The 20,022-nt window shown below is 64.7% G+C and carries 7 protein-coding genes; 1 reads left to right on the top strand and 6 read right to left on the bottom strand.

Features of this window, described 5'->3' with window-relative positions:
- Positions 1-48 precede the first annotated feature (48 nt).
- The 3 genes from C380_RS08815 to C380_RS08805 are packed head-to-tail and all read right to left on the bottom strand — an operon-like array spanning position 49 to position 14,722.
- The gene (locus tag C380_RS08815) at positions 49-687 is read right to left on the bottom strand and encodes a glycoside hydrolase family protein (RefSeq protein WP_015013506.1); all 639 of its coding nucleotides are present in this window, start codon (positions 685-687) and stop codon (positions 49-51) included.
- A complete protein-coding gene (locus C380_RS08810; protein WP_015013505.1) occupies positions 684-983 on the bottom strand; it encodes a holin in 300 nt (99 codons plus the stop codon). The genes C380_RS08815 and C380_RS08810 overlap by 4 nt, the downstream gene beginning before the upstream one ends.
- A 50-nt stretch (positions 984-1,033) precedes the next feature.
- A complete protein-coding gene (locus C380_RS08805; protein ID WP_015013504.1) occupies positions 1,034-14,722 on the bottom strand; it encodes a PLxRFG domain-containing protein in 13,689 nt (4,562 codons plus the stop codon).
- 131 nt (positions 14,723-14,853) lie between these two features.
- On the opposite strand from C380_RS08805, the gene C380_RS24405 reads away from it, so the two are divergent.
- Positions 14,854-15,447, top strand: a complete 594-nt coding sequence (locus tag C380_RS24405; protein WP_083871597.1) for a DUF4124 domain-containing protein — start codon at positions 14,854-14,856, stop codon at positions 15,445-15,447.
- 53 nt (positions 15,448-15,500) lie between these two features.
- On the opposite strand, the gene C380_RS08800 is transcribed toward C380_RS24405, so the two are convergent.
- From C380_RS08800 to C380_RS08790, 3 genes are all read right to left on the bottom strand, one after another.
- Positions 15,501-17,624, bottom strand: coding sequence for a hypothetical protein (locus C380_RS08800; RefSeq protein WP_015013503.1), 2,124 nt, complete (start codon positions 17,622-17,624; stop codon positions 15,501-15,503).
- Positions 17,625-17,746: 122 nt separating this feature from the next.
- The gene (locus C380_RS08795; RefSeq protein WP_015013502.1) at positions 17,747-19,582 is read right to left on the bottom strand and encodes a hypothetical protein; all 1,836 of its coding nucleotides are present in this window, start codon (positions 19,580-19,582) and stop codon (positions 17,747-17,749) included.
- Positions 19,583-19,584: 2 nt separating this feature from the next.
- On the bottom strand, positions 19,585-20,022 hold the full coding sequence (locus tag C380_RS08790) for a hypothetical protein (RefSeq protein ID WP_043566292.1): 438 nt from the start codon (positions 20,020-20,022) through the stop codon (positions 19,585-19,587).

Raw genomic sequence — 20,022 nt, 5'->3', positions numbered from 1 at the left:
CCGTGATACACAAAATGAGCAAAAAGAATGAAATGCGTACAAAGCAGATCATTTTTTAACCCCAAGGCGCCAGGATGTGCAGATTTCCTCGTTGGAGTCGCCGCGCAGCTGCAGGCCCGGCAGCACGGTGGAAACGCCTTTGACCGTGCCTTTGTTCCAGCGCGGGTTTTCGCGGCAGGCGCCTTCCCAGTCCCCGGCATTGGCCTTGCGTCGCATGGTGCTGCCGATGAAATGGCCCTCGCCCTTGTTGTGCAGGAAGTCGAGGAAGGTGGCTTGCTGGAACGGGTCGTAACTGGCCCAGTGCGTGAGCAGGCGCTTGGCTTCGACCTCGTAGCCGATGTACTGGCGCTTCTCCAGCCGGTAGCAGTCGGCGGGGGTGTAGATGCGACCCGCCACCACCTCGGGCCCGGTCAGGCCATTGCAGACGGTGAGCGGCTGGCCCTTGCCCAGTTTGTCCACGTAGGGCGTGCCGATGTGGCGATTGCTGGATTCGTAGTAGCTGGCCATCACCATGGCAATGCGGATGCCGTCCGATACCTCGGGATCAGCGGCCACGGCCTGGATGTAGGCGTTGGCGTTGGCCTCGCGTGTGGCGGCCTCGTCCACGTAGTAGGCCCCACCACCGGCGCCCATCAGCATGACCAGGGCGGCCAGGCTGGTGCGCAGCTGGGCGGGAACGCGGCTCACTCGTCGGCTCCCAGCTCGCCCAAGTCGGTATTGCCTGAAACCACGCGCCCGGTGTTGCGCATGATGTCAATGCGCATCTGGCGCTCCTGCTGGCGCAATGCGTGCTCGGCGGCCAGGCGGCGGTTTGCTTCGCGCTTGTAGTACCAGCTCACCAGGGCGCCCAGCAGCGCAATACACACGCCGAACAGACCGATTGCCTGGGATGAGGCGAGCCAGCCAAGAAAGCCAACGACAGCGCCGCCGCCGGAGGTGCGACCGCCAGCCGTGGCAAGAGCGTCGATGGTTTCTGTTTTCATGAGCCCGGAGTTTTCCGGCTCGCGCTCATTTCCCCCAACCCTATACCGGGCTACCCGTTCTCTTTGGCCATGCTCCGCATCTGATCCCGCAGGGCCTTGGGCGCGGTGTCGGCAATCCGCTGGGTACGGTCCTTGCCCATTTCGCGCACGCGCTTCATCACGTCCGGGATCTTCACCACGATAGGCTGGTCCGGGTTGTTGCGGTTCCAGGCGGCCAGTCGGTCGCGCACTCGCTGCAGCGCGGCGTCGTCCTTCTCAAACACCGCCTGTGCCCACTGCGCCTTGATGTCGTTGCTGGTCTGGATGTAGAAGCTCTTGGAGCGCTGCATGAAGGAGTTGGCCTCCTGCACCTCGGCCACGCTCTTGGGTTGGAAGCCCGCGAACTTCGCAATGGCCTCTTCCAGCGTGGTGTCGATGACCTTGTAGCCCTTGGCATCCTTGTAGATACCGCTGGTACCCATGTCGATGCCCTTGGCCCAATTGCGCGCCGCCGTTGGCGACACCTCCAGCGCCGCGCCGACCACGTCGCCGGTCAGCAGCTTGCGCGCGCCAGTGAAGCCGCGCGCCACCAGGTCGCCCGCGGGCCCAGCCACCTCCAGCAGGTCCCGCTCCCGGTTCTGCTTGGCCAGCAGCAGGCCGGTGCCGGGGATTAGGTTGCCCATGCCCAGGCGGCCGGACACGTCGATGGGCGCACCGGGCAAGCCGGACACACCCTGCTCCATGAAGTCGGCCAGCTCCTTGCCCACCACGTCGCGCAGCGCCTGCTTGCGCCAGTGCTTGGTGCTGATGTTGTAGCCCATGAGCTGGCCGGCGCCGTCGATCAGATCCTCGGCATCCTCCATGAACGGCAGGCCGCCAGCACCACCCATCAGCAGCAGCATGGCCACGGCCCAGCCCACGGCGCGCTTGCCCTCGGGGCCGCCCTGGCTCCACATGCGGTGCATCAGCTCCAGGTAGCTGACCGAATAGGTCTTGAAGGTGAATAGCGTGCCGCCGATGGCACCGCGCGCCCACTTCGGCTTGTTCGCCTTGGAGTACACAAACTGCGTTTCCTGCACTGCACGCTCGGCAAACTTCGCCGGGTCGGCCATGCCCTGCTCCTTGGCGATGCGATAGGCGGCGATGAAGGTGCTGCGGCGGTTGAACTGCTCTGCCAGTGCAAATGGCTGGCCCCATGCCACCTTCACCCGCTCCCAGTTGTTGGCCGCCGCGGCGCGTGCGTCGCCCAGCTTGGTGCCATCGCCCGTGCGCAGCGAGCCCGCGCCCCGCGCCTGGGCCATGAGCTGGTGAATTTCCTGGGGCGAAACGATGCCCTCGGCCTCTGCCGTTTGCAGCGCCTTGGCCAGGTCTGGCTCGTAGCTGCTGCGGCGGGTCATGTCGCGCACTGCGGCAGCCAGGTGCGATGCGGCGCTACGCATGCCACCGAACTGGGACAGCCAGGGCATGGTGATCTGGAAAGGCTGGGTCATGTTGACCATGGCCGAAGCCACGGAGCCGCCCAGGTACTGCGCGAAGAGCATGCCGCGCACGGCCTGGCCTTCCTCCTGCGGGTCTTGGATGTAGCTGCGCAGGCCCATCGCCACGTCGCGCAGCTCGCCCTGCTCCTTGGGGATGCCCTCGATGGCCGTTTCCAGCGTGCCTGCGTTCAGACCGCCGGCCGCCAGGCGCGCATTGGAGTACACGAAGCTGGCGAGCACGCGGCCCACGTCCTCGCTGTAGCCACTGATGCCCTTGCGGTGGATCAGGCGCTTGAGCGCGCTGTGGTTGTTTTTGGCCAGCTGCAGGTATGCCTGAAATGCCTTGTCCTTCGGATCGCTGCCATCGCCGCTCAAGCCCAACATTTCACCGAAGTGCTCCAGGCTTTCCGGGGTGATGCCCTGGAACAGCTTGAATGCCTCATCGCTCATGGTGCCCTGGGTGACGGTCGCGCCTGGGAATTCCTTCTCCATGGCGGCCTTCATCTTGTTGGACTCGTACATCGACTCAAACATGCCGAAATACTCGCGCGTTCCGTCCTTGCCCACCACGTCCACGGTGTAGCGGCCAAAGCGCGACAGCGGCGCGTAGCCGGCCTCCATCAGCGCCTGGGCGCGCTCGTAGCTCTTCACCACGGCGTTGTTCAGGCTCAGGATGCGGTCGGCCTGGTCAGGCTGCTCGCGCGCCTCGGCCTGCAGCGTGTCCGTGATGAGCACCATCGCGTCTTCCACGCTGGCCTGCGCCAGCACTGCCTCACGCAGGCCAGCGTATCCGGCACCCAGCGCGCGCAGCATGTCGGCGCGGGCGGTCATGTCGATCGATCGGTCAATCGCGGCCCGCGCCTCCTGGTACAGGCTCACCTGCTGGGCGCTCAGGTCGAACAAGTCTTTCAGCTCTTTCGCCGTCCAGACAACACCCGGCTTGAGGATGGTGCTATCAAATTTGTTGTTGATGATGGTGTTGTACTGATCCACCGGCAGGCCGCGCCATACCTTGAGCATCTGCTCCTGAATCTTGCCGGTGCGCAGCAGGATCTGCGCTTTTTCGTCGGGCGTGGTGTTGCGGTACTTCGCGTTCAGCGCCTCGGTGGTCACTGGCTTGCCGTCCACATCGCGCGCCCACAGCAGCGTGCCCTCGAACAGGGGCTTGGCCACAGCCTGGTTGTCGGCGGCGGTGATGGGCTTCTTCTTGAGGTCGGCCAGCGTTTCAACCCGGGGCAGCAAGCGCGGCGCGCGGTCGGCCGCATCGTTGCCCAGCATGGAAACGTCATCAATGAAGCGCTGCGCAGCCTCGTACACCGGCTTGAACACCGGCGAGCGCTCTGCCAGGTTGCGCATGGTGCCCACTGTCTTATCCCACAACGACACCTTTCCGGGGTGGGACAGGGTCTGGTGGATCTGCTGCAGCGCACTGTCCTTCAAGTCCGCCATGCTGGAGCGGCTGAACAGGACCTCTCCTTGACCGGCAGCGCCGGCTGGATAGACAATACGCAAATCCCCGGTATCGCTCTGGGCGTAGGACGGCACGATTCGATTCCTGATCGTTTCAAAATCCGTCGTACCGGGGTACTTTCTCATGCTGGTCATCGCCAGCGCCTTGCGCCCCGAGCGCACTTCCTCCAAATACAGCACCGTTCCATCAGGCAATCGCTTTAGGTTGCCCACGATGTCTTGCCCGCGCGGCGTCTTGGCCCCAAGAATCCAAGCATCCGGCGCTGCAATGGCCTCTGGAATGGCCGCGATGTCCGCATCACTCAGTGGCAGCTGGCCCTGCTTCGCCTCCACTTGCGCATCGCCGTGACGACTTAGGGCGTGGCGCACCGCATACATGTCGGCAGTGTGCCGATAGCCTGACTCCACAGGAACGCCCTCGCGCTGCAGCATGGCCAAGGCATCGTCTGTCACCGGCCCCAGGACAAGCGTGGTGTTCTCGTTGCCGGAAGAGCGAGCTGCGGCGGCCAGCAGCCGGAGCGCGTCCGCCTCCATTCGGCCCGCGTCTCGGCTGAAACTGACACCACCACCAGGACCACCGGGGCCACCGCGCTCCACCCATCCGCGTGCCGGCATGATGTACGCCTGAATGATGTCGCTGTCCGTCAGGCGCAGGCTCTGGAAGCCCGGCACATGGGTGCGCAGGAAGTTGCGGATGGCTGAAATCGCCCGCTGCACAAACGGCAGCTGGGGGTTCTTCTCGGCCATTTCCGCCAGAACTTCCTCGGCCGCCTCGCGCACGCTCAGGCTGTTCACGCCCCGCAGGCCGTACTCCTGCATCTTGGCGGCCACCTCGGCTTTGCGCATGGTGGCGATCTGGTTCAGCACCTGGTCCAGATCGCGGCCGAACTTACCGCGCAGACCGTGGTGTCCCAGCACCTCGTGGTACAGCACGCGCGCCGCATCATTTGGCGTGTTCAGGCGAGAGGCCACCAGATAGGCCTTGCCACGGTAGTAGAAGCCCTCGGGCGCTCCGCGTGCGCCGCCGCTGCGCTGGCGCAGGTCGGCCTTGCGGGCGGCCTCTGGGATGCGCTCATCCTGCATGTCGAAGGCCACCACCACCTCTGGCGCGTTCGGGCCCCAGGCAGTGCGGATGGCATCCACCGTGGCTGAAACGGAGTCTATGGCCTGCCGCTGCGCGGCCTCGGAGTAGGCCGCTGGGCGCCCCATGGCCTTGAGGAACGAATCCACGTCGAACTCGGTCGCCCGCTCTGAGCTTTCGGCACCGTCGCGTCGGAATGCCGCCACGTCGCCCCCCGGAGATCCGTCACCCGCCTCGGCTTCTTCAGGGGTCGTTTGAACGGCGCTCTGCGGCTTGCCCTCCAGCATGCCCACCAGCTCCCGCAGGCGCTCACGCTTGGCAACCAGCTCGGCCGCCTTGGGGAACGTCTGGTTCAGCTGCTCGCGCAGTGCCGGCAGATCTGCCTTCGCCCGCGCAAGCTGGCGCTCCAGGTAGTCGGTGCTGCTGTTGGCCAGGCGGCCAATGTCATCGAACAGATCAGTCACCAGATTGCGAACATTGGCGGGCACCACGGACTGATTGACTGCGAATGAATTCAATCCACGGCTGGTCACGGTGGTACCGTCCGCGTCCACCAGCGACACCGAGGCGTCGATCTGGGCGCCGCCCTTGCCGGTTTCGCGGGCCTGGGCGTCCAGCACCAGGTCATAGCCCAGCATGTCGCCCACAGTGGCGGTGCGCGAGTCGCCAGCTTGGATGCCCTTGGTCAGCTCGTTGAACTTGGCGGCCAGTTCACGTGCGGCAACGGTGTGTTGGGCGATCAGGCGCCCGTCGATGGTCACATCGAACAGGGATGCATCGCCCAGGGCAGCGCCAATCGCAGTGTCGATGCCGTCCTTGTTGGTCAGGCGCGCGCCGTCCACGGAAATCGAGTAGCGCGCCGTGGGCTTGCCGCCCTGCTGCTGCTCGATGGCCTCGTTCACGGCGGTCATAGCGTCGCGCAGGTTGTCGTATTCCTTGCCCTCGATGGTCACGCGGCGCGCGGCCTTGCGCGCGTCGGCCGCCTCCATGGCCGCATTCGCCTTTACCTTCTTGGCGCGCTCGTCGGCAATGCGGCCGGGGTTGCGCTCGATAGCACGCTCTGCGCTGTCCACCGCGTCCTCGATGCCGAACATCCTGCGGCGGAAAGCGCGCTCCTGCAGCTCCAGCGTGGTGATTTCCGATTCCGTCTTGACGCGCTCCAGCAACAGGGGGTTGCCGGAGGCCAGGGCAGCCATTTCGGCCATGCCCACGGCTTCCTCGTCATCGAACTCCATGGAAAACGCGCCGTCGTATTTGCGGATACCGTTGATGGTGCGCAGCTTGGTCGCGTTCAAGTCCCACATCTTGGCGTCCACCGTGCGCTCGGTGGCGTAGGCCAGGATTTCCACCTCGAAGCTATCGCCGTACTTCTCCAGGAGCAGGTTGCCCTGGCGGATGGCACGGCCCTCCCGCTGCTCGATGTCGCTGGGCTTCCAGGTCACATCAACGTGATGCAGTGCCACGATGCGCTGTTGCACGTTGGTACCGGCGCCCATGCGCGGGGTCGAACCGATCATTACGCGCACCTTGCCGCCGTTCACGGCGTCAAACAGTGCGGCCTTCTGCTCGTCGTTGTTGGCCTCCTGAACGAACCGGATTTCGTTGGCGGGGATGCCAGCGGCGATCAGGTTGTCCTTGATCTGCTGGTAGGCGCTCCATGGGGAGGTTTGCGCCATACGCAGCTCGGCAATCTCCTGGGGATCGTAGCGGTCGAGGGCTTCTTGCGCCTCGTCAAACGCCTCTTGGTTGTCGTCGCGCAGTGCGGCATCACGCTTGGCGATCAGGTCATCGTAGGCCTTGATGATCGCGTCGTCACCCTTGGCCTTGGGAACAGAGCGGTCCAGGAATACGAGCTGCGTGCCCTTGTCGGCATCCCACTTGTCGTAGATGCGCTTGATGTTCTCGCTCACCACCTGCAGCTTGCCGCCTTCCTCGGCGCTGGTGCTGCGCGGGTCCACTGCACGGATGTCCAGAGACAGCTTGCGCGCCCGGTCCATCAGGCGCAGGCGCTCTGCGTTGCGCTCGTAGGGGTCTTCGATGCCGTCCAGGCCGTCGAATCCGTCCATCACCTCCTTGAGGCCCTGTTCTTGTGCTGGCGTGGGCTTGATGGCCACCAGGTTGCGGTCCTTCCCACCGGCCACCTTGGGCACAGGGAATTCGCGGCCGGGGTTGTCCTCGGCGTAGAAGCGCTTGATGTCGTCCAGGCTCACGGCGTCCGTGACCTGGTAGTACAGGTCCATCAGCGAGCGCATGTTCGACCACGTGCGGCCCAGGCGAGTGACCTGCTTGAGGCGGCCGGATTCGGTGGGCTCAAACGCAGGCGTGGCCTCCACGAACTGCGCGCGGAAGGCGTCGAAGTGGGACAGGCCCATTTCGTCCAGCGCGTCGGCCGCCAGGTAGCGCAGCATCGTGAACATTTCCACGGCGCTATTGCTGATCGGTGTGCCAGTCAGGAAAGTGACGCTACCGGTGGGCTGCTCGCGCAGCACCCGCACCTTGTTGTAGAGGTCGTTGGCCTTGCGCGAACCGGTCTTGTCGCCCATGCCGCGCACACCCGTCAGGTTGGACGAGTAGTACAGGTTCTTGAACTCATGGGCTTCGTCCACGGTCAGGTCATCCACGCCCAGCTGCTCAAAGGTCAGCAGGCGGTCGCGCACTCCCTCCGCCAGGCGATCCATGCGAGCCTGAATTTTCTCGGCCAGGCGCTCGGCCTCCTTCACGTTGAAGGGCTTGCGGCGCCCGTTGTCGGTGCCGTCCTCCTTGGCCTGCTCCCAGGCGTCCTCGATGGCGGCCTGCGCCTGGGCCATTTCCAGCTCCAGGTAGCGAGACTCCGTTTCCGGGGCAATGCCGATGAACCCGAAGGACGAATGGGGCACGATCACGATGTCCCAGTCGCCCGTGGCGATCTTGCCGAACAGGCGGCGGCGGCGCTTGGCCTCGAAATCCTTCTTGCCGGCGGCCAGCACCTTGGCGCCAGGGTACAGACGGTACACATCGGCGGCCCACTGCTCCACCAGGTGATTGGGGACAGCCACCATGGGCTTGCGCGAAAGCCCCATGCGGCGGCGCTCCATCGCACGCGCGATGGCGGTGAAGGTCTTGCCCGCGCCCACGGCGTGGTCCACCAGCATGAAGCGCTCGTAGATACCGCGCCAGATGGCATTCATCTGGTGTCGGCGCATCTTGAGGATGGCGTCGGGCACCTTGCCGGGCAGTTGCAGGTGCTGCCCATTGAACTGGCGCACCACGCGCGTGTTGAACTTCTCGTTGAACACATCCACCAGACGCTGGCGGCGCTCGCCATTCTTGAAAACCCAGTCGCCAAACTCGGCCTCAATCTCGCGGGCCTTGAGCCCAGCCAGGGCGGTGCGCTCCTTGTCGATGAAGGTGTTGCCGTCCGCATCGCGGGCGGTGACGGTCACAGCTTTGCTGTTCAGGATGCGGGTGATGATGTAGTCGGCTGGCGCACCCTCGCTGCTCCAGTTGGACATGCTGGTGCGCTCGGCGCCGTCCACGCTGACACTGAAACTGTTGGTCAGAGCCGAAAAGCTCACCCGCGCCTTGCCGCCCACCAGATGGCGCACAAAATCTGCATAGATTTCAGGCGGCACCCAGGTGGCGCCCATGGTCACAGCCACGTTCTCTGCGGTCCAGTCGGCGGGAATGACCTTCTCCAGTGCCTGAGCGTTTTTGGTCATGCCAGCGGCGCGCGCAGCGTTCAGCTTGCGCTTGACCATGCCCGACAGGTAGGCGTCGGCCGTCTCCCACAGGCCGGTTTCAGGGTCTTTGAACACCAACGGGTCAGTGCCCTGTTGCAAGGCCTCTCCAGCCTGCTCCGGGCTAATATCCAGGAGGCTGGCGATGCGGTCCATGTCCACGCGGCCGGACTCGGCCAGGGTGATGGCCAGGGCGTCCGATGGGCTGGCGGCCTTGGTCGCGGGCTCATACTTGGGCACCACGCGCTCACGCAGGATCGGTGCCGGCGTGGCCTTCTCTTTCTGCGCCTCCAGCCCGGAGCGCGCAGCCTGCTCTGCGGTGCGCTCGGGCTGGTAGTCCACCTCCAGGGCGGCGATCAGGCCGCCGTCCGGCATGGTCATCGCCAGTCTCATGTTGGTGGCACGCCCCACCGGGCCATTGGCCTTGACGAATGCCTCGTAGGCAGCGGCCAGGCTCTTGCGGTTGCCCTCCATCATGGCGGGCACGGCGTCGGCCGTTTCCAGCACCAGCTGGCGCTTGAGCAGGTCGCGCAGGCCCACCAGCCCACTGAGGCGCTTCATGCCCAGCTTGCCCAGGCGCAGCTTCTCGGGCACGTCCTCGGGCTTGGCGTAGACCTTTCGCTCGTACAGGTTCTTGCGCGTGGCCTCGCCATTGGCGTTCATGGCCTTGACGTTCTTGCCTTGCTCGTCCAGCACGGGCTCCATGCTGTACCACTGGCCCTCTGCGTTCTGGCTCAGGGATTCATGCCAGGGGCTGTTTTCGTCAATCTCCTGGTAGGCAAACTCGAAATCGCCTTCCGGCGTCTCGCGCTCGATCACGCGCTGCAGCTTGCCGTCCGGGCTGGCCTTGATGTGCCCGGCCTCTTCGTTGGCCACGGCGATGCGCAGAGCGTCGCTCATGGACTTGTGGCGCGCGGCGGTAGCGTCCAGCACATCCTGCTGGAAGTTCTGGATGCCTTCTGGCAGGCGCTGCACAGCGGCGCGCAGCAGCTCGCCCAGTTCTGCAGGATTGTCCAAGCGCACTGTGATGTCTGCGCCATGCTGCATGGAACCGGAGCGCTCCATGACGCCCAGCACATTCGCCGGGTTCTCTGCGAAATAGGCGTTGACGTTCATGGCCTCGCCGCCCAGCGGGTCGGGCACCTTGACCGTTTCCACCCAGGAGGGCACCAGCGCGGCGGCGGCTGCGTCCGCCCCCTTCTTGTTGGCCTTGAGCTTGTTGTATTCCGTGATGGCGGCCTGCATCGCGGCCTGGTCGCCCGCATCCATCTTCTGGAAGATCAGGATGTCAGTGACCACCTCCGTGCGCGCGTTCTCCTTGAATGCGGTGTCAGGCAAGCGGATCGCGGCCACCAAGCGCGCCTGCGCGGCCAGTGCCAAGCGGCTGCTCTTGTCCTGCGCGTCCATGAGGAAGCGCGACACCACCATGGCCTGAATGCCGCCGGGGCGCAGCGCATCCATGCCAGCGCGGAAAAACTGGTTGTGAATCGACACGCCCTGCAGCTCGGGCTTGAACTGGAAGCGCAGGGACTCGCTGCCGAACGGCGGGTTGCCGATGTTCAGCATGAAAGCGTTGTCGGCCACCGGTACCTTCTGGAAACCGGAATGCAGCACCGTCGCCTGCGGGTACAGGGCTTGGCCGATGCGCGCGGTCAGGCTGTCGTATTCGACACCCACGAACCGATTGGGCATGTCCTTGGGGGCCAGGCCCAGGAAGTTGCCGGAGCCCATCGAGGATTCCAGCACCAATCCGCCACGGTAGCCCAGGCGGCGCACCATATCCCACATCGCCGACACCACGGTCTGGGAGGTGTAGTGCGCGTTTCGCGTCGAGCGGCGCGCGGCGGTGTATTCCTCCTTGGTCAGCAGATCGCGCAGTTCCTCACCACGCGCACGCCACTTGTCCTTGAACTGGCCGGTACCGGGGTCGGGGAATGCATTGGCCAGGCCACCCCAGCCCACATAGCGGGCCAGCATTGCCTGTTCTTCCGGGGTTGCGCGGCGGTTGGCAGCCTCGATAGCCTTGAGGGTGCGGATTGCGGCCAGGTTGTCGGTGAACTTTTGAACCTCACCGCCCTTGCCCAGGCCCACCTCGTCGGTGATCTGGAAGTCGGCGGCAGGAATGTTCGGGGCGCTGGCCTCGCCCCCAGGGACGGCTACGCGCCCATCTGCTTGCGGTACTGGCTCTCCAGTTGCGCCAGCTCCTTGCGCTCCCACGGCTCCAGCTCGGCCTCGGGCTCTGGTTTTAGGAGCACGTACTGGCTCAACGCCACTTCCTCCGCCTCGTGCTGGCGAAAACCCTGCTCCATCAGCGACAGCACTTCCTGCTGCGCCTGTTTGCCCGCTGTTTGCAGCGCCTGCTCCAGCTCCCCGCTCGCTTTCAGCGCGGCCACCTTCTTGGGCAGCCACTGCGTCCAGTGCTTGCGGGCTTTCGCTTCGTACAGTTGTGCGCTCATCGCTGGGGTTCTCCTGCTGTGCATTATCGGCCTCGTCCTCTTCTGCAGCAACAGAGGCCTCGTGCGCCTCAATTTCTGCCTTGCTCTCCACGTCGATGACCGCGCGCTTGGTATCCGCTCCCGTCTTGCCCCCCGCCATGGCGATGTAGGCGCCCTGCAGGTGATCCAGCGTCAGGGCGTCAGCCGCATCGTCGCCCAGGTTGGCGCGGATCTGGTCCAGGGCGAACTTGGCCGAATCCTTGAACTTGTGATACCCCAGGCGGAAAGCGGCATCCAGCACGCGCGTGAGCACTGGCAGCAGCTTTTGCTCCTGCTCGGGCATGATGTTCATGCGGGTGTTCTTGCCCAGGATGTCGCCCAGATCGGCCAGGGCGTTCATCAGATCGGCCTGCGCGCGCACCTGATCAGCGCTGGGCTTCTTGGCAGCAGGAGGTGCCTTTTTTGCTACTGAATTCGTAGCTACCGGCGCTTCTTTGGTGCTGGTACCGGTCTGATTTTCATCAGAAACATTGATGGCGTTTTCTGCAGCTGGTGCCGGGCTGGCAGCAGACTTGGCCGCCTCGCTCTCTGCCGCCGTCATGAACTCGGGTTTCAGCTCGCCGCGCGTTACCTGCATGCCCTGGCGCGTGGGGCGCATGGACACGGTTTCCTCGATGCGCACGCCGCCCTGGGCATACCAGCGCACGCCGTTCTTGTCCTGGCGAATCATCACGCCGTCAGAGCGGCGGCCGACGATAGTGTTTCCGTCCTTGTCCGCTTCTGAATTGATAGCTGCTGGTGCAGATTCGGCGCTGGTACCGGCCTGCTCTTGCTCCGCATCCTGACGGGATACGGATGGTGCTGCGACTGGCGCAGCCTCGCCCGTGGGCGATGTGCCGACGGAAAGCAAAGCACGTTCGCCATTCGCCTTGGCGGCAGTCACAACGCCCTCGCGCTCCATGCGCTCCATCAGCGCATTGACTTCATCGAAACCAATACCCAGGGCATCCTGAATAGCCGGACGCTTCACTACGCCTGCGCTGCGCACCAACTCCAGAGCCTTGGTGTAGGTTGCATCATTCTTCGCGCTGGGCTCCATCGCCTCGGCCAGCTTGCGCTGAACATCGCGGTTCAGATCGGCCCAGGCCGCGCGGTGGACGTTCTTGCGCACGATGGGCTTGAGGTCCGCCCGCTGGGCCAGGGCCTGGCGTTCGGCAGTGGGCATACGCGTCCATGCATCGCCAGTGCTGGCTACGCGCTGTGCAGAGCCTTCTGCTTGCGGCGCAACTTGCGCGCCTGGCGCTGCCGCTGCTTGCATTCCAGGGTTCGCAGTCGGGGCGCCATCGATCAGGCCTGCAGCGGCTGCTTGCTGCGCGCCATCCGCGCCTGAGCGTCCTTGAGCATCTGGTGCTCCACGTGCGACTGCTGGCGCTGCTCCGACTTGCGACGGTTGCGCGCTACCTTGCTGGGCTTGGGCGGCTTGAGGGCCATTGCGGTTTCCTTCTGTGGTTGCGGGAATGGTCAGATCGGCCGGTACGGGGCCGGCGTCTTCCGTCAGGGAGGCAAAAGCGGCATCGGCGCGCTCGGCACCGGGCACGCTGGCGCGCTGTTCGGCATCCAGCTCGGCCTGCAGCTCCTGCTGCTCACGCAGTGCGCGGCGTCGGCCCAGTTCCTGGGCCAGTTGCATGCGGACCTCGCGCGACTGAGCGCCACGGAAGGTGTTGGACAACTGGGCATCGCTCCAGCTCTCCATGGGCAAGCCCTGCGAAATTTCGCCGGTTTCTTGGTTCACACCTTGCTGCGTAAGCGCTTGCCGCTCTTGTTTTTGATTGCTTTGGGCAGGTTTCTTGCCCTGCTTTTGCGCCACTTCGGCGGCCTGGGCCAGCGCGGCAGCCTGCTGCACCTGGTCAGATACGCCGGTATCGACAGCCAGTGCAGCACCAGCAGACAGCGGGCCTGCGGCAGGGTTCAGGCCCATGGCGACGGAAGGCTTGACAGGATCGGGTGCACTCAGGCGGTCCATCGTGGCCGCACGCTGCTCCGGCGTGGCAGCGCGGAACCACTTGAACTGCTGCGCAAGTTCCTTCTCTGCGGATGCGCGGTTTTCAGGGCTCACCTTTCCGCCGTAGGTGCGCTCCACATAGTCCATCTGACCACGCATGGTTGAGCGGTCAGATCCATCCCGCAGATTGCTCCAGGCTCGGTATACGGCGTCGGTGTCCAGCATGTCCGCTATGGATGGCGCGGCATTTTCATCGCGCGTCACGTTCTGACTGGACTGCATGCCCGTGGACTGGTAAATCTCGTCGTCAGGGCTCTGCACAGCGCGCGAGGCATCAATGGCAGCCTGGCGCTGGGCTTCGGCCTGGGCCTGCTGCTGCGCCAGCGCGGCGGCGCCATCGGGTGGCGCGGTCTGGGGCACGGGCGGATCGCCCTGCTCCTGCTGCTGCAGCGCCGCCAGTTGGGCAGCGAATGCCTGCTGGATGCGTTCCATGCCCGGGTTGGTGGGGGCGGCACCCGGCTGCGCACCGCCATCGGCGGGTACCGCGCCAGGTTGGGCGGTTGGCGCATCACCAGCACCGCCCTTCGGCTGCCTGATGCCGTGGTAGCCAGCGGCTGCGCCGCCCATAGCGCCACCAGACAGCACGCCCATGACCACGGCTGAATCCACATCCGTCAGCCAGTCCTTGCCCAGGGCCACGTTCTGGAAAATCTGCTCGGCCACGGACTGCGGCAGTTCTTCGAGGAAGCCTTCGGAGATTGCCCCCGAGATCACCTGGCGCGGGATGCTCTTGGCCGCCAGCTGCTGCACCAGCGGGTTCGCGGCTGCACGTGCTGCGCCGTCCGCTTCTGTCTTGGCCATACCCTTTGTGCCCTGGGCGAGCATGGTTTCGGCGTCACCGATACCCAGTTTGTTGGCGACACGCCCGCTGAATGCGCCGATGGCACCACCCACAAGGCCGGTCGCAAGAGCAAGGCCCGATTGAGTAGGCGTGAGCGAACCATCCGGGGTTTCTTGGCGGATCTGCTCGGCCGCAGAGCCCGCCATGGTGATGCCCTCACCAGCAGCGCCAGCCAGCGCAGCGCCCTTGGCGCCCATCTGTCCGAGTTTCGTGGCGGCCATCAGACCGCGCGAGGCAACACCACCGGCACCCATGGCGCCCAGAGACTCACCTACACCCTCAAGGATCAGGCTCGGGTTTTGGATGGCAGCAACCGTCTTATCCACGATGCCATCGGCCTCATTGAACTTCCGGTGGGCTTCGCGCGAAGCATCAGACTTGATCGTTTCATTGACAAACTCTTTGGCCTGCTTGGGCCGGAAGCCTACGGAGCCGCCCTCGTTCTCCAAGAACTTGCCTACGGCACCGCCCGTGGGGATGTCGGCCAGGCCCACGACGGCCTCGGGCACGCTGATGGCACTGTTGATTGCTGTGCCTGCAACATCCTGCGCCCAGCCCTTGAAGCCACGCGATGGGGTCTGCCCCGTCGCCTCTTCGTAGCTGAACGGCTTAGCCGATTCGGACTTAGTGGAGGGTGCCGGCTTTGCGGCGTCTTCGTAGGAGAAGGTATCGCTCATGCACGCATGCTCGCGTGCAGAGCTGAAAGCGCCGAACCCTATACGGGGCGCGCCACCCTTCACCAGCCGCGTCGGCACCACCAACGCTTGTGCTGGGACTGCTGATAGAGTGATGTGCGGAGGGAGTCACCTTGAACATTCGACACGCCATTGCAATCCTGTCTGCCGCCGCTGCTCTTTTCGCCAGCACAGCTCATGCGCAGGTTCATCGGTGCCAGGATCAGGCCGGCAAGATCATTTACTCAGACCGACCGTGCGCGCAGGGGCAGCAAGGCGGCCAAATTGAGCGCCAGCGCTCCAGAGAAGAAATACTTCGTGAGCGCCAAGAGGCCTATGACGCTGAAATGCGCAAGCAGCAGCGCAATGCTGCGGAACAGGAGCGCGAATGGAATGCCCGACAGGGGCAAATGGTGCCTCCCGCCATTGCCACGCAGCAAGGGCAAGAAAGCTGGCAGGCACGAAAGGAGCGAGAGAACGCCGCGACCTCCGCCAATTCGATCACCAACAAGCAGGGACGTTGGAACACAAAGCCTGAAGCAGAACATAAGGACGATGCACGGCGGCGCGCCGCACAAACCACCTTGCAGCCTATCCTCACCCACTGCGATAAAGCCTTTTGCTACGACAACCATGGTGGCGTGTATCACAAGGCTGGTCCTGACTTCATGACAAGCCCCACCGGCAGGCCGTGTCACAGAGCTGGAACAGTCTGGAATTGCAACTAAATTGATAGCACAAAGCCCTCAATGGGCGGTTGCGTGGCGATTTTCCAGCTGACTTATGCAGTTTGAAACTGTTTTCCGTCCCAGCGTGCCGGTCCTCGGGGCGTCTGGTACACCTGGCCTGCCTTGAGCTGATCCTTTGCAGGCAACGGCAATGGTGCTGTGGCGGCTGCATCCACCCGCTCGACCACGCCCGTCTGGGTGTTGTACCGATAGACGCTGCCATCGGTAGTGGACCCATCAGCGTTCTTCGTCGTCGGCGTCACCTGTACCTTCCAAGGCGACTCCGGCTGCTTTCCAGACAGGTCACGGATCTGCTGGGCGACTGCGGCCTTTTCCTCGGCTGTTTTCGCCGCGTTGTAGCGCGCGAATAGCTGCTCCTTCCGCTGCCCCTCGCGGATGTCGAAACCACGCACCTGCTCTTCCAGCCCCACGCGGCGCTGGTCAACAGCATTGCTCGCGTTGGCGCGGGTGTTCGCTCCAGCCTGCTGCACCTGCTCACGTTGCAGCCCGCCGGCCTGCTGCACGGCTTCGCGCTGGAGACCTCCGTTCTCGCGCATTGCAGTCTGATCGAGTCCGGGCTGGGCTTGCTGCAGCGCCTGGTCGGCTCTGAGCGCTTCCTGGTACGAGAGCACATCAGGCGGTACAAAACCGCGCCCGCCTCCGCTCCAGCCCGGCCGATTCGTAATGCTGCTGGCGCTGACTGCCTGATTGCGCAGGTTGTTGCGTGCGGCCCAGTCATTGGTGGAGTTGCGGATGACAGGCGCAGTGATGCCTGTAGGTTGAAACCCGGCAACGCGCGGCACCGTGTCCTGCTGCTGACGGGCGTAAAGCGCATCAGCCGCGGCAACGTTCTGGGCAGAGGGCATGCCACGTGGCGCGGCACCGTTCACGACCCCTTGTGCGGAATCGGAATAGCTGTTGCCTGAGCGGAATACACCTGGCATCACCTGGCCGGTGTTGCCCCCCGTGGAAGCGGCCACCTCAGCTGCGCCGGAAATGGGCGCAGCGGTAGCCTGTACTGGCGGCGCTGCCTGGGTACCGGATGCGGGGGCCTGGCCGCCTTGGGCGTCAGGTGCACGGGGTGCAGCTGGGCTCGGCGACGCCTGGGTAGTCGCAGGCGCCTCCGGTGCCGAATCCCCACCGGTGATGCCATTCCAGAAGCCTCTCGCTACTCCACCCAGCGGGGCAACGGTGTTGTATGCGAATTCGCCAACGGCCGTTGGGATGGCGGTGATAGCACCGCGCGCCACTGCGCCGGCCGCGCCAGCGACTCCATCGACACCGCCACGGTCCCATGAAGCCTGTGCGTCTTGGGCCGCGCCATCCATTACTGCCTTCGTGCGCCAGCCCTCCACCTCGGTCGCAGGAGGGGGCACGACAGGCGCAGGTGCCGGGCGACCGCCAGCGGTATTGCGCCCCATCTGCGGGAACACGCCGAAGGCTGCTTGCGGCTCGGGCGGCGGCGCTGCCGGTGGCGGTGCGGTTGGCGCCGGAGGCCGATTTGCTGCGGCAGCCTGAGCGCCCTGCACGTACATGGAGGTCTGGTTGGCCAACCGCTTCTTTTGCTCATCGTCCACAACGCCGCCGTCGGCAAAGAACTGGCGCGGCTCCTCCGTCTCTGCCTGGGGGGCGAAGCCGCGCACCGGCTTATGAGTGGCATCACGCATTACTGTCAGCACAGCCTCACCCAGCGCCTGAACCTGCTCGGGCGGCAGCTCGAACTCACCGGCACTCAGGCGCACGGGCATTTTTTCGCCCTGCTCTTCCATGTCGCCGTCGTCCATTTCACCCATTTCCTCCAGCGCCTCCGGGCCAATGGCCTGGGTGCTGTCGGCGGGCATGATGAAGGTGCCGGGGCGCTTTTCGGTTTTGATCGAATCGCTGGTGCCCGTCCCAGGCCCGCGGATCAGGCCACCTGCCTTGAACCCACGCGGCTTGACCGTGCCGCCATCAGCCAGGCCAGCAGCCTTCTCGCGGCGCTTCATCGCGCCCATTCCAGCGTAGTCGCTCACCGCAGGTGCGGGGGCTGGCGCTGGTGTCTCGGCAGGTTTCTCTTGCGCAGCCTGCGCGCGGTACGCGGCCACACGCGCATTGCGTTCCTCGTCCATACCGAAGACACGCTTGAGGCCTTGCACCAGGCCACCATCCGCAAATTTTTGTGGTTGAAAGCCTCGCATGTGGAGCCTCCGTAGATTCAATGCCGTGATTCTTCGCAGAAGATGCCCGCAGAAGAAACCCTATACATGGCGCCAATACCGCCAAACCATGTTGGGGGGGGCGGCTGCTGCCGCCGTCTACCCTAGAGGGACTCCCGTGGCGACACAGTGCCAGATACGTCGCCGCCGTAGCTGTATCCGACAGACATGGACGCGCTGCCACTGATGCCAGCGCTGGTGTGCATCATCCCGTACGCCGACGAGGTGAGCTGCGCGTAAACCTGGGTTCCCGCTTTGGCGGCTTCCATCCGGGCGTTGTTGGCCTGGATTGCCCAGTCGCCGTTGATCTTCGCAGTCTGCACTACGATGTTCTGGCTCGCCTCGTACTGGCGGATCTGCGACTCCCAGACCTTCGTGTGCATCTGCGCAGACGACTCGACCGCTGCGGCCCCCGCCTTGTACCCTTCCAGCAGCGCGGTGGACTGCGTGCCCAGCGCCGCGATGCGGCTACGCTCGGCTTCGACCTGTGCGGCATACCCGCGCCATTGCGCCTCCTTGGCCTGCGCAAGCGCGCTGTAGCGGCTGATTTCAGCGCGGGCCTTTTCCGCCTGCGCGCCTGTGCGGGCACTGAACGCCTGGGCTTTGACGCGGTAGACCTCCACCTTGGTCGCTTCGGCCTGCACGCCTGCCTTGTAGGCCTCCACCTTGGATGTCTCCGCGTTGACCTGGGCGACGTAGGCTTTGATCTGTTCTCCGGCTGCGCCAATCCGGGCCTGCTCCAACTGGATGAGGGTGTTGGCCGCGCCGACCTGGGCCTTGTAGATCTCCACCTGGGACAACCCCGCTTCGATCTGGGCCTTGTACTGCTGCACCAACGCCTGGTTCACATCAGCCTTGGTCTGCTCGGCCTGCAGCTCTGCCTTGTAGACCTCGACCTTGGACAGCTCGGCGTCCATGATGGTCTTGTAGGCGGTCGCGTAGGTGTTGTACGCAGACAGCAGGGCCTTGAATTGCTCGACCTGTGCGTTGTAGACCTGAACGGCGTTGTCGGCCGTCACCTTCGCCGTCTCGAACGTCAACTGCTCCAGCTTGAAGCTGTAGTCGATGAGCTGGCCCTCCAGCTGCATGCCCGAGGCGATGGTCTGTTTCAGGTTTTCCTGTTCCAGCTCGGCTTGCTTGATGGCCACGTCGCGCGACAGCCCGCTGAGCTTGTCGTAGTAGTTCTGCTGGGCCTCACGCAGCTGCGCCGCCAGCACGCCGCTGGGCAGCTGAAAGCCCATGGCCTCGCTGGCGCGCATGATCTCGGCCTCGTTGCCAAGAGCCACCTGGGTTTCGCGGCTGCGGGCACGGTCCCAGATGGCCTGCTCGACAGCAGCTGGCAGCCCGGTGCCCCCCGCCATGCGCGCGGTCAGCACCGACTTCAGGGTGTTCAGCAGATCGGATGCGTACTGCGGGCCGGCAATGTAGCTGTACGGGGTCGGCGCCACCAGCTCCAGCGTCGGGATGTCAGTCAGCTTGTCCAGGTATTCCTGGTGCAGGTCCACCCCGCCGAACGTGGGCGTGCTCAACGACAGGTACGTGGGCGCATCCACGACGGGGAGGGTCGGGGCATCTGGCACGGTCACATCGTTCACGTCCGGGATGACTGGGGCCGCGCCGTACGACAGCGCTGGGGCGGTCGGCAAGTTCAACGTCGGCGACGCTTCGGTGAAGTCCGCGATGTCGATGACGGGCTCGGCCAGCGCCCACTCACCCGGCGCTGTCGGGGCGACGAATGCGATGGTCGGCATCTCCGGTACCGCGGGCAGGCCCGGCAACGATGGCGCCGCCAGGCTGTTCCACGTCACGCTGATGGTCGGCGGCGCGTAGACGCTGGATGAAAGCGCGGAGGCGAAGCCATCGAGCTGCTGCTGCGCGTTCTGCGCGTAATCCTGCGCGAGAGCGAACGACTGGTTGACGAGTTCTGCTGCGGATGCCATGGTTAAACCCTCCGGGTCTTGGATTCGGCGACCAGCACCTCAATGCGGTCGAGTTGGAAAGGTGCGCCATCGGTGTTGCTGTACCCGAAGGCGAGGTAGTTCTCACGGATGCCCTGCCCCGGCTTGCAGCGCGACTCGCCGGTGGCGCGCACAGGGAACTGGTAGCTGTAGCTGTCTTCCTCGCCGGTCACAGTCAGGGTGCTGGTGCCCTCACCCTTGAGCGAGAAGTACACCATCAGTGCGGTCTTTTTGAGTGATCCGCCCCACAACTGCTTGCCGGTGGTGACCTGGGCCACGATAGGCTGACCCGCATCGGTGTCGCCACCCAGCGTGAACAGGCCGGCGGCCGAACCGGCGTGCGTCGGTGTGATGGACTGGAACCCGAACCCGGTGTACTCGGTGACAGCGCCCGTGAGGGTGTTGAATGTGATGGTGTTCAT

The sequence above is a fragment of the Acidovorax sp. KKS102 genome (genome assembly GCF_000302535.1).
Classification (GTDB): domain Bacteria; phylum Pseudomonadota; class Gammaproteobacteria; order Burkholderiales; family Burkholderiaceae_C; genus Acidovorax.
The sequence above is the reverse complement of the archived record's forward strand: the minus strand, read 5'-3'. Positions and strand labels throughout refer to the sequence as shown.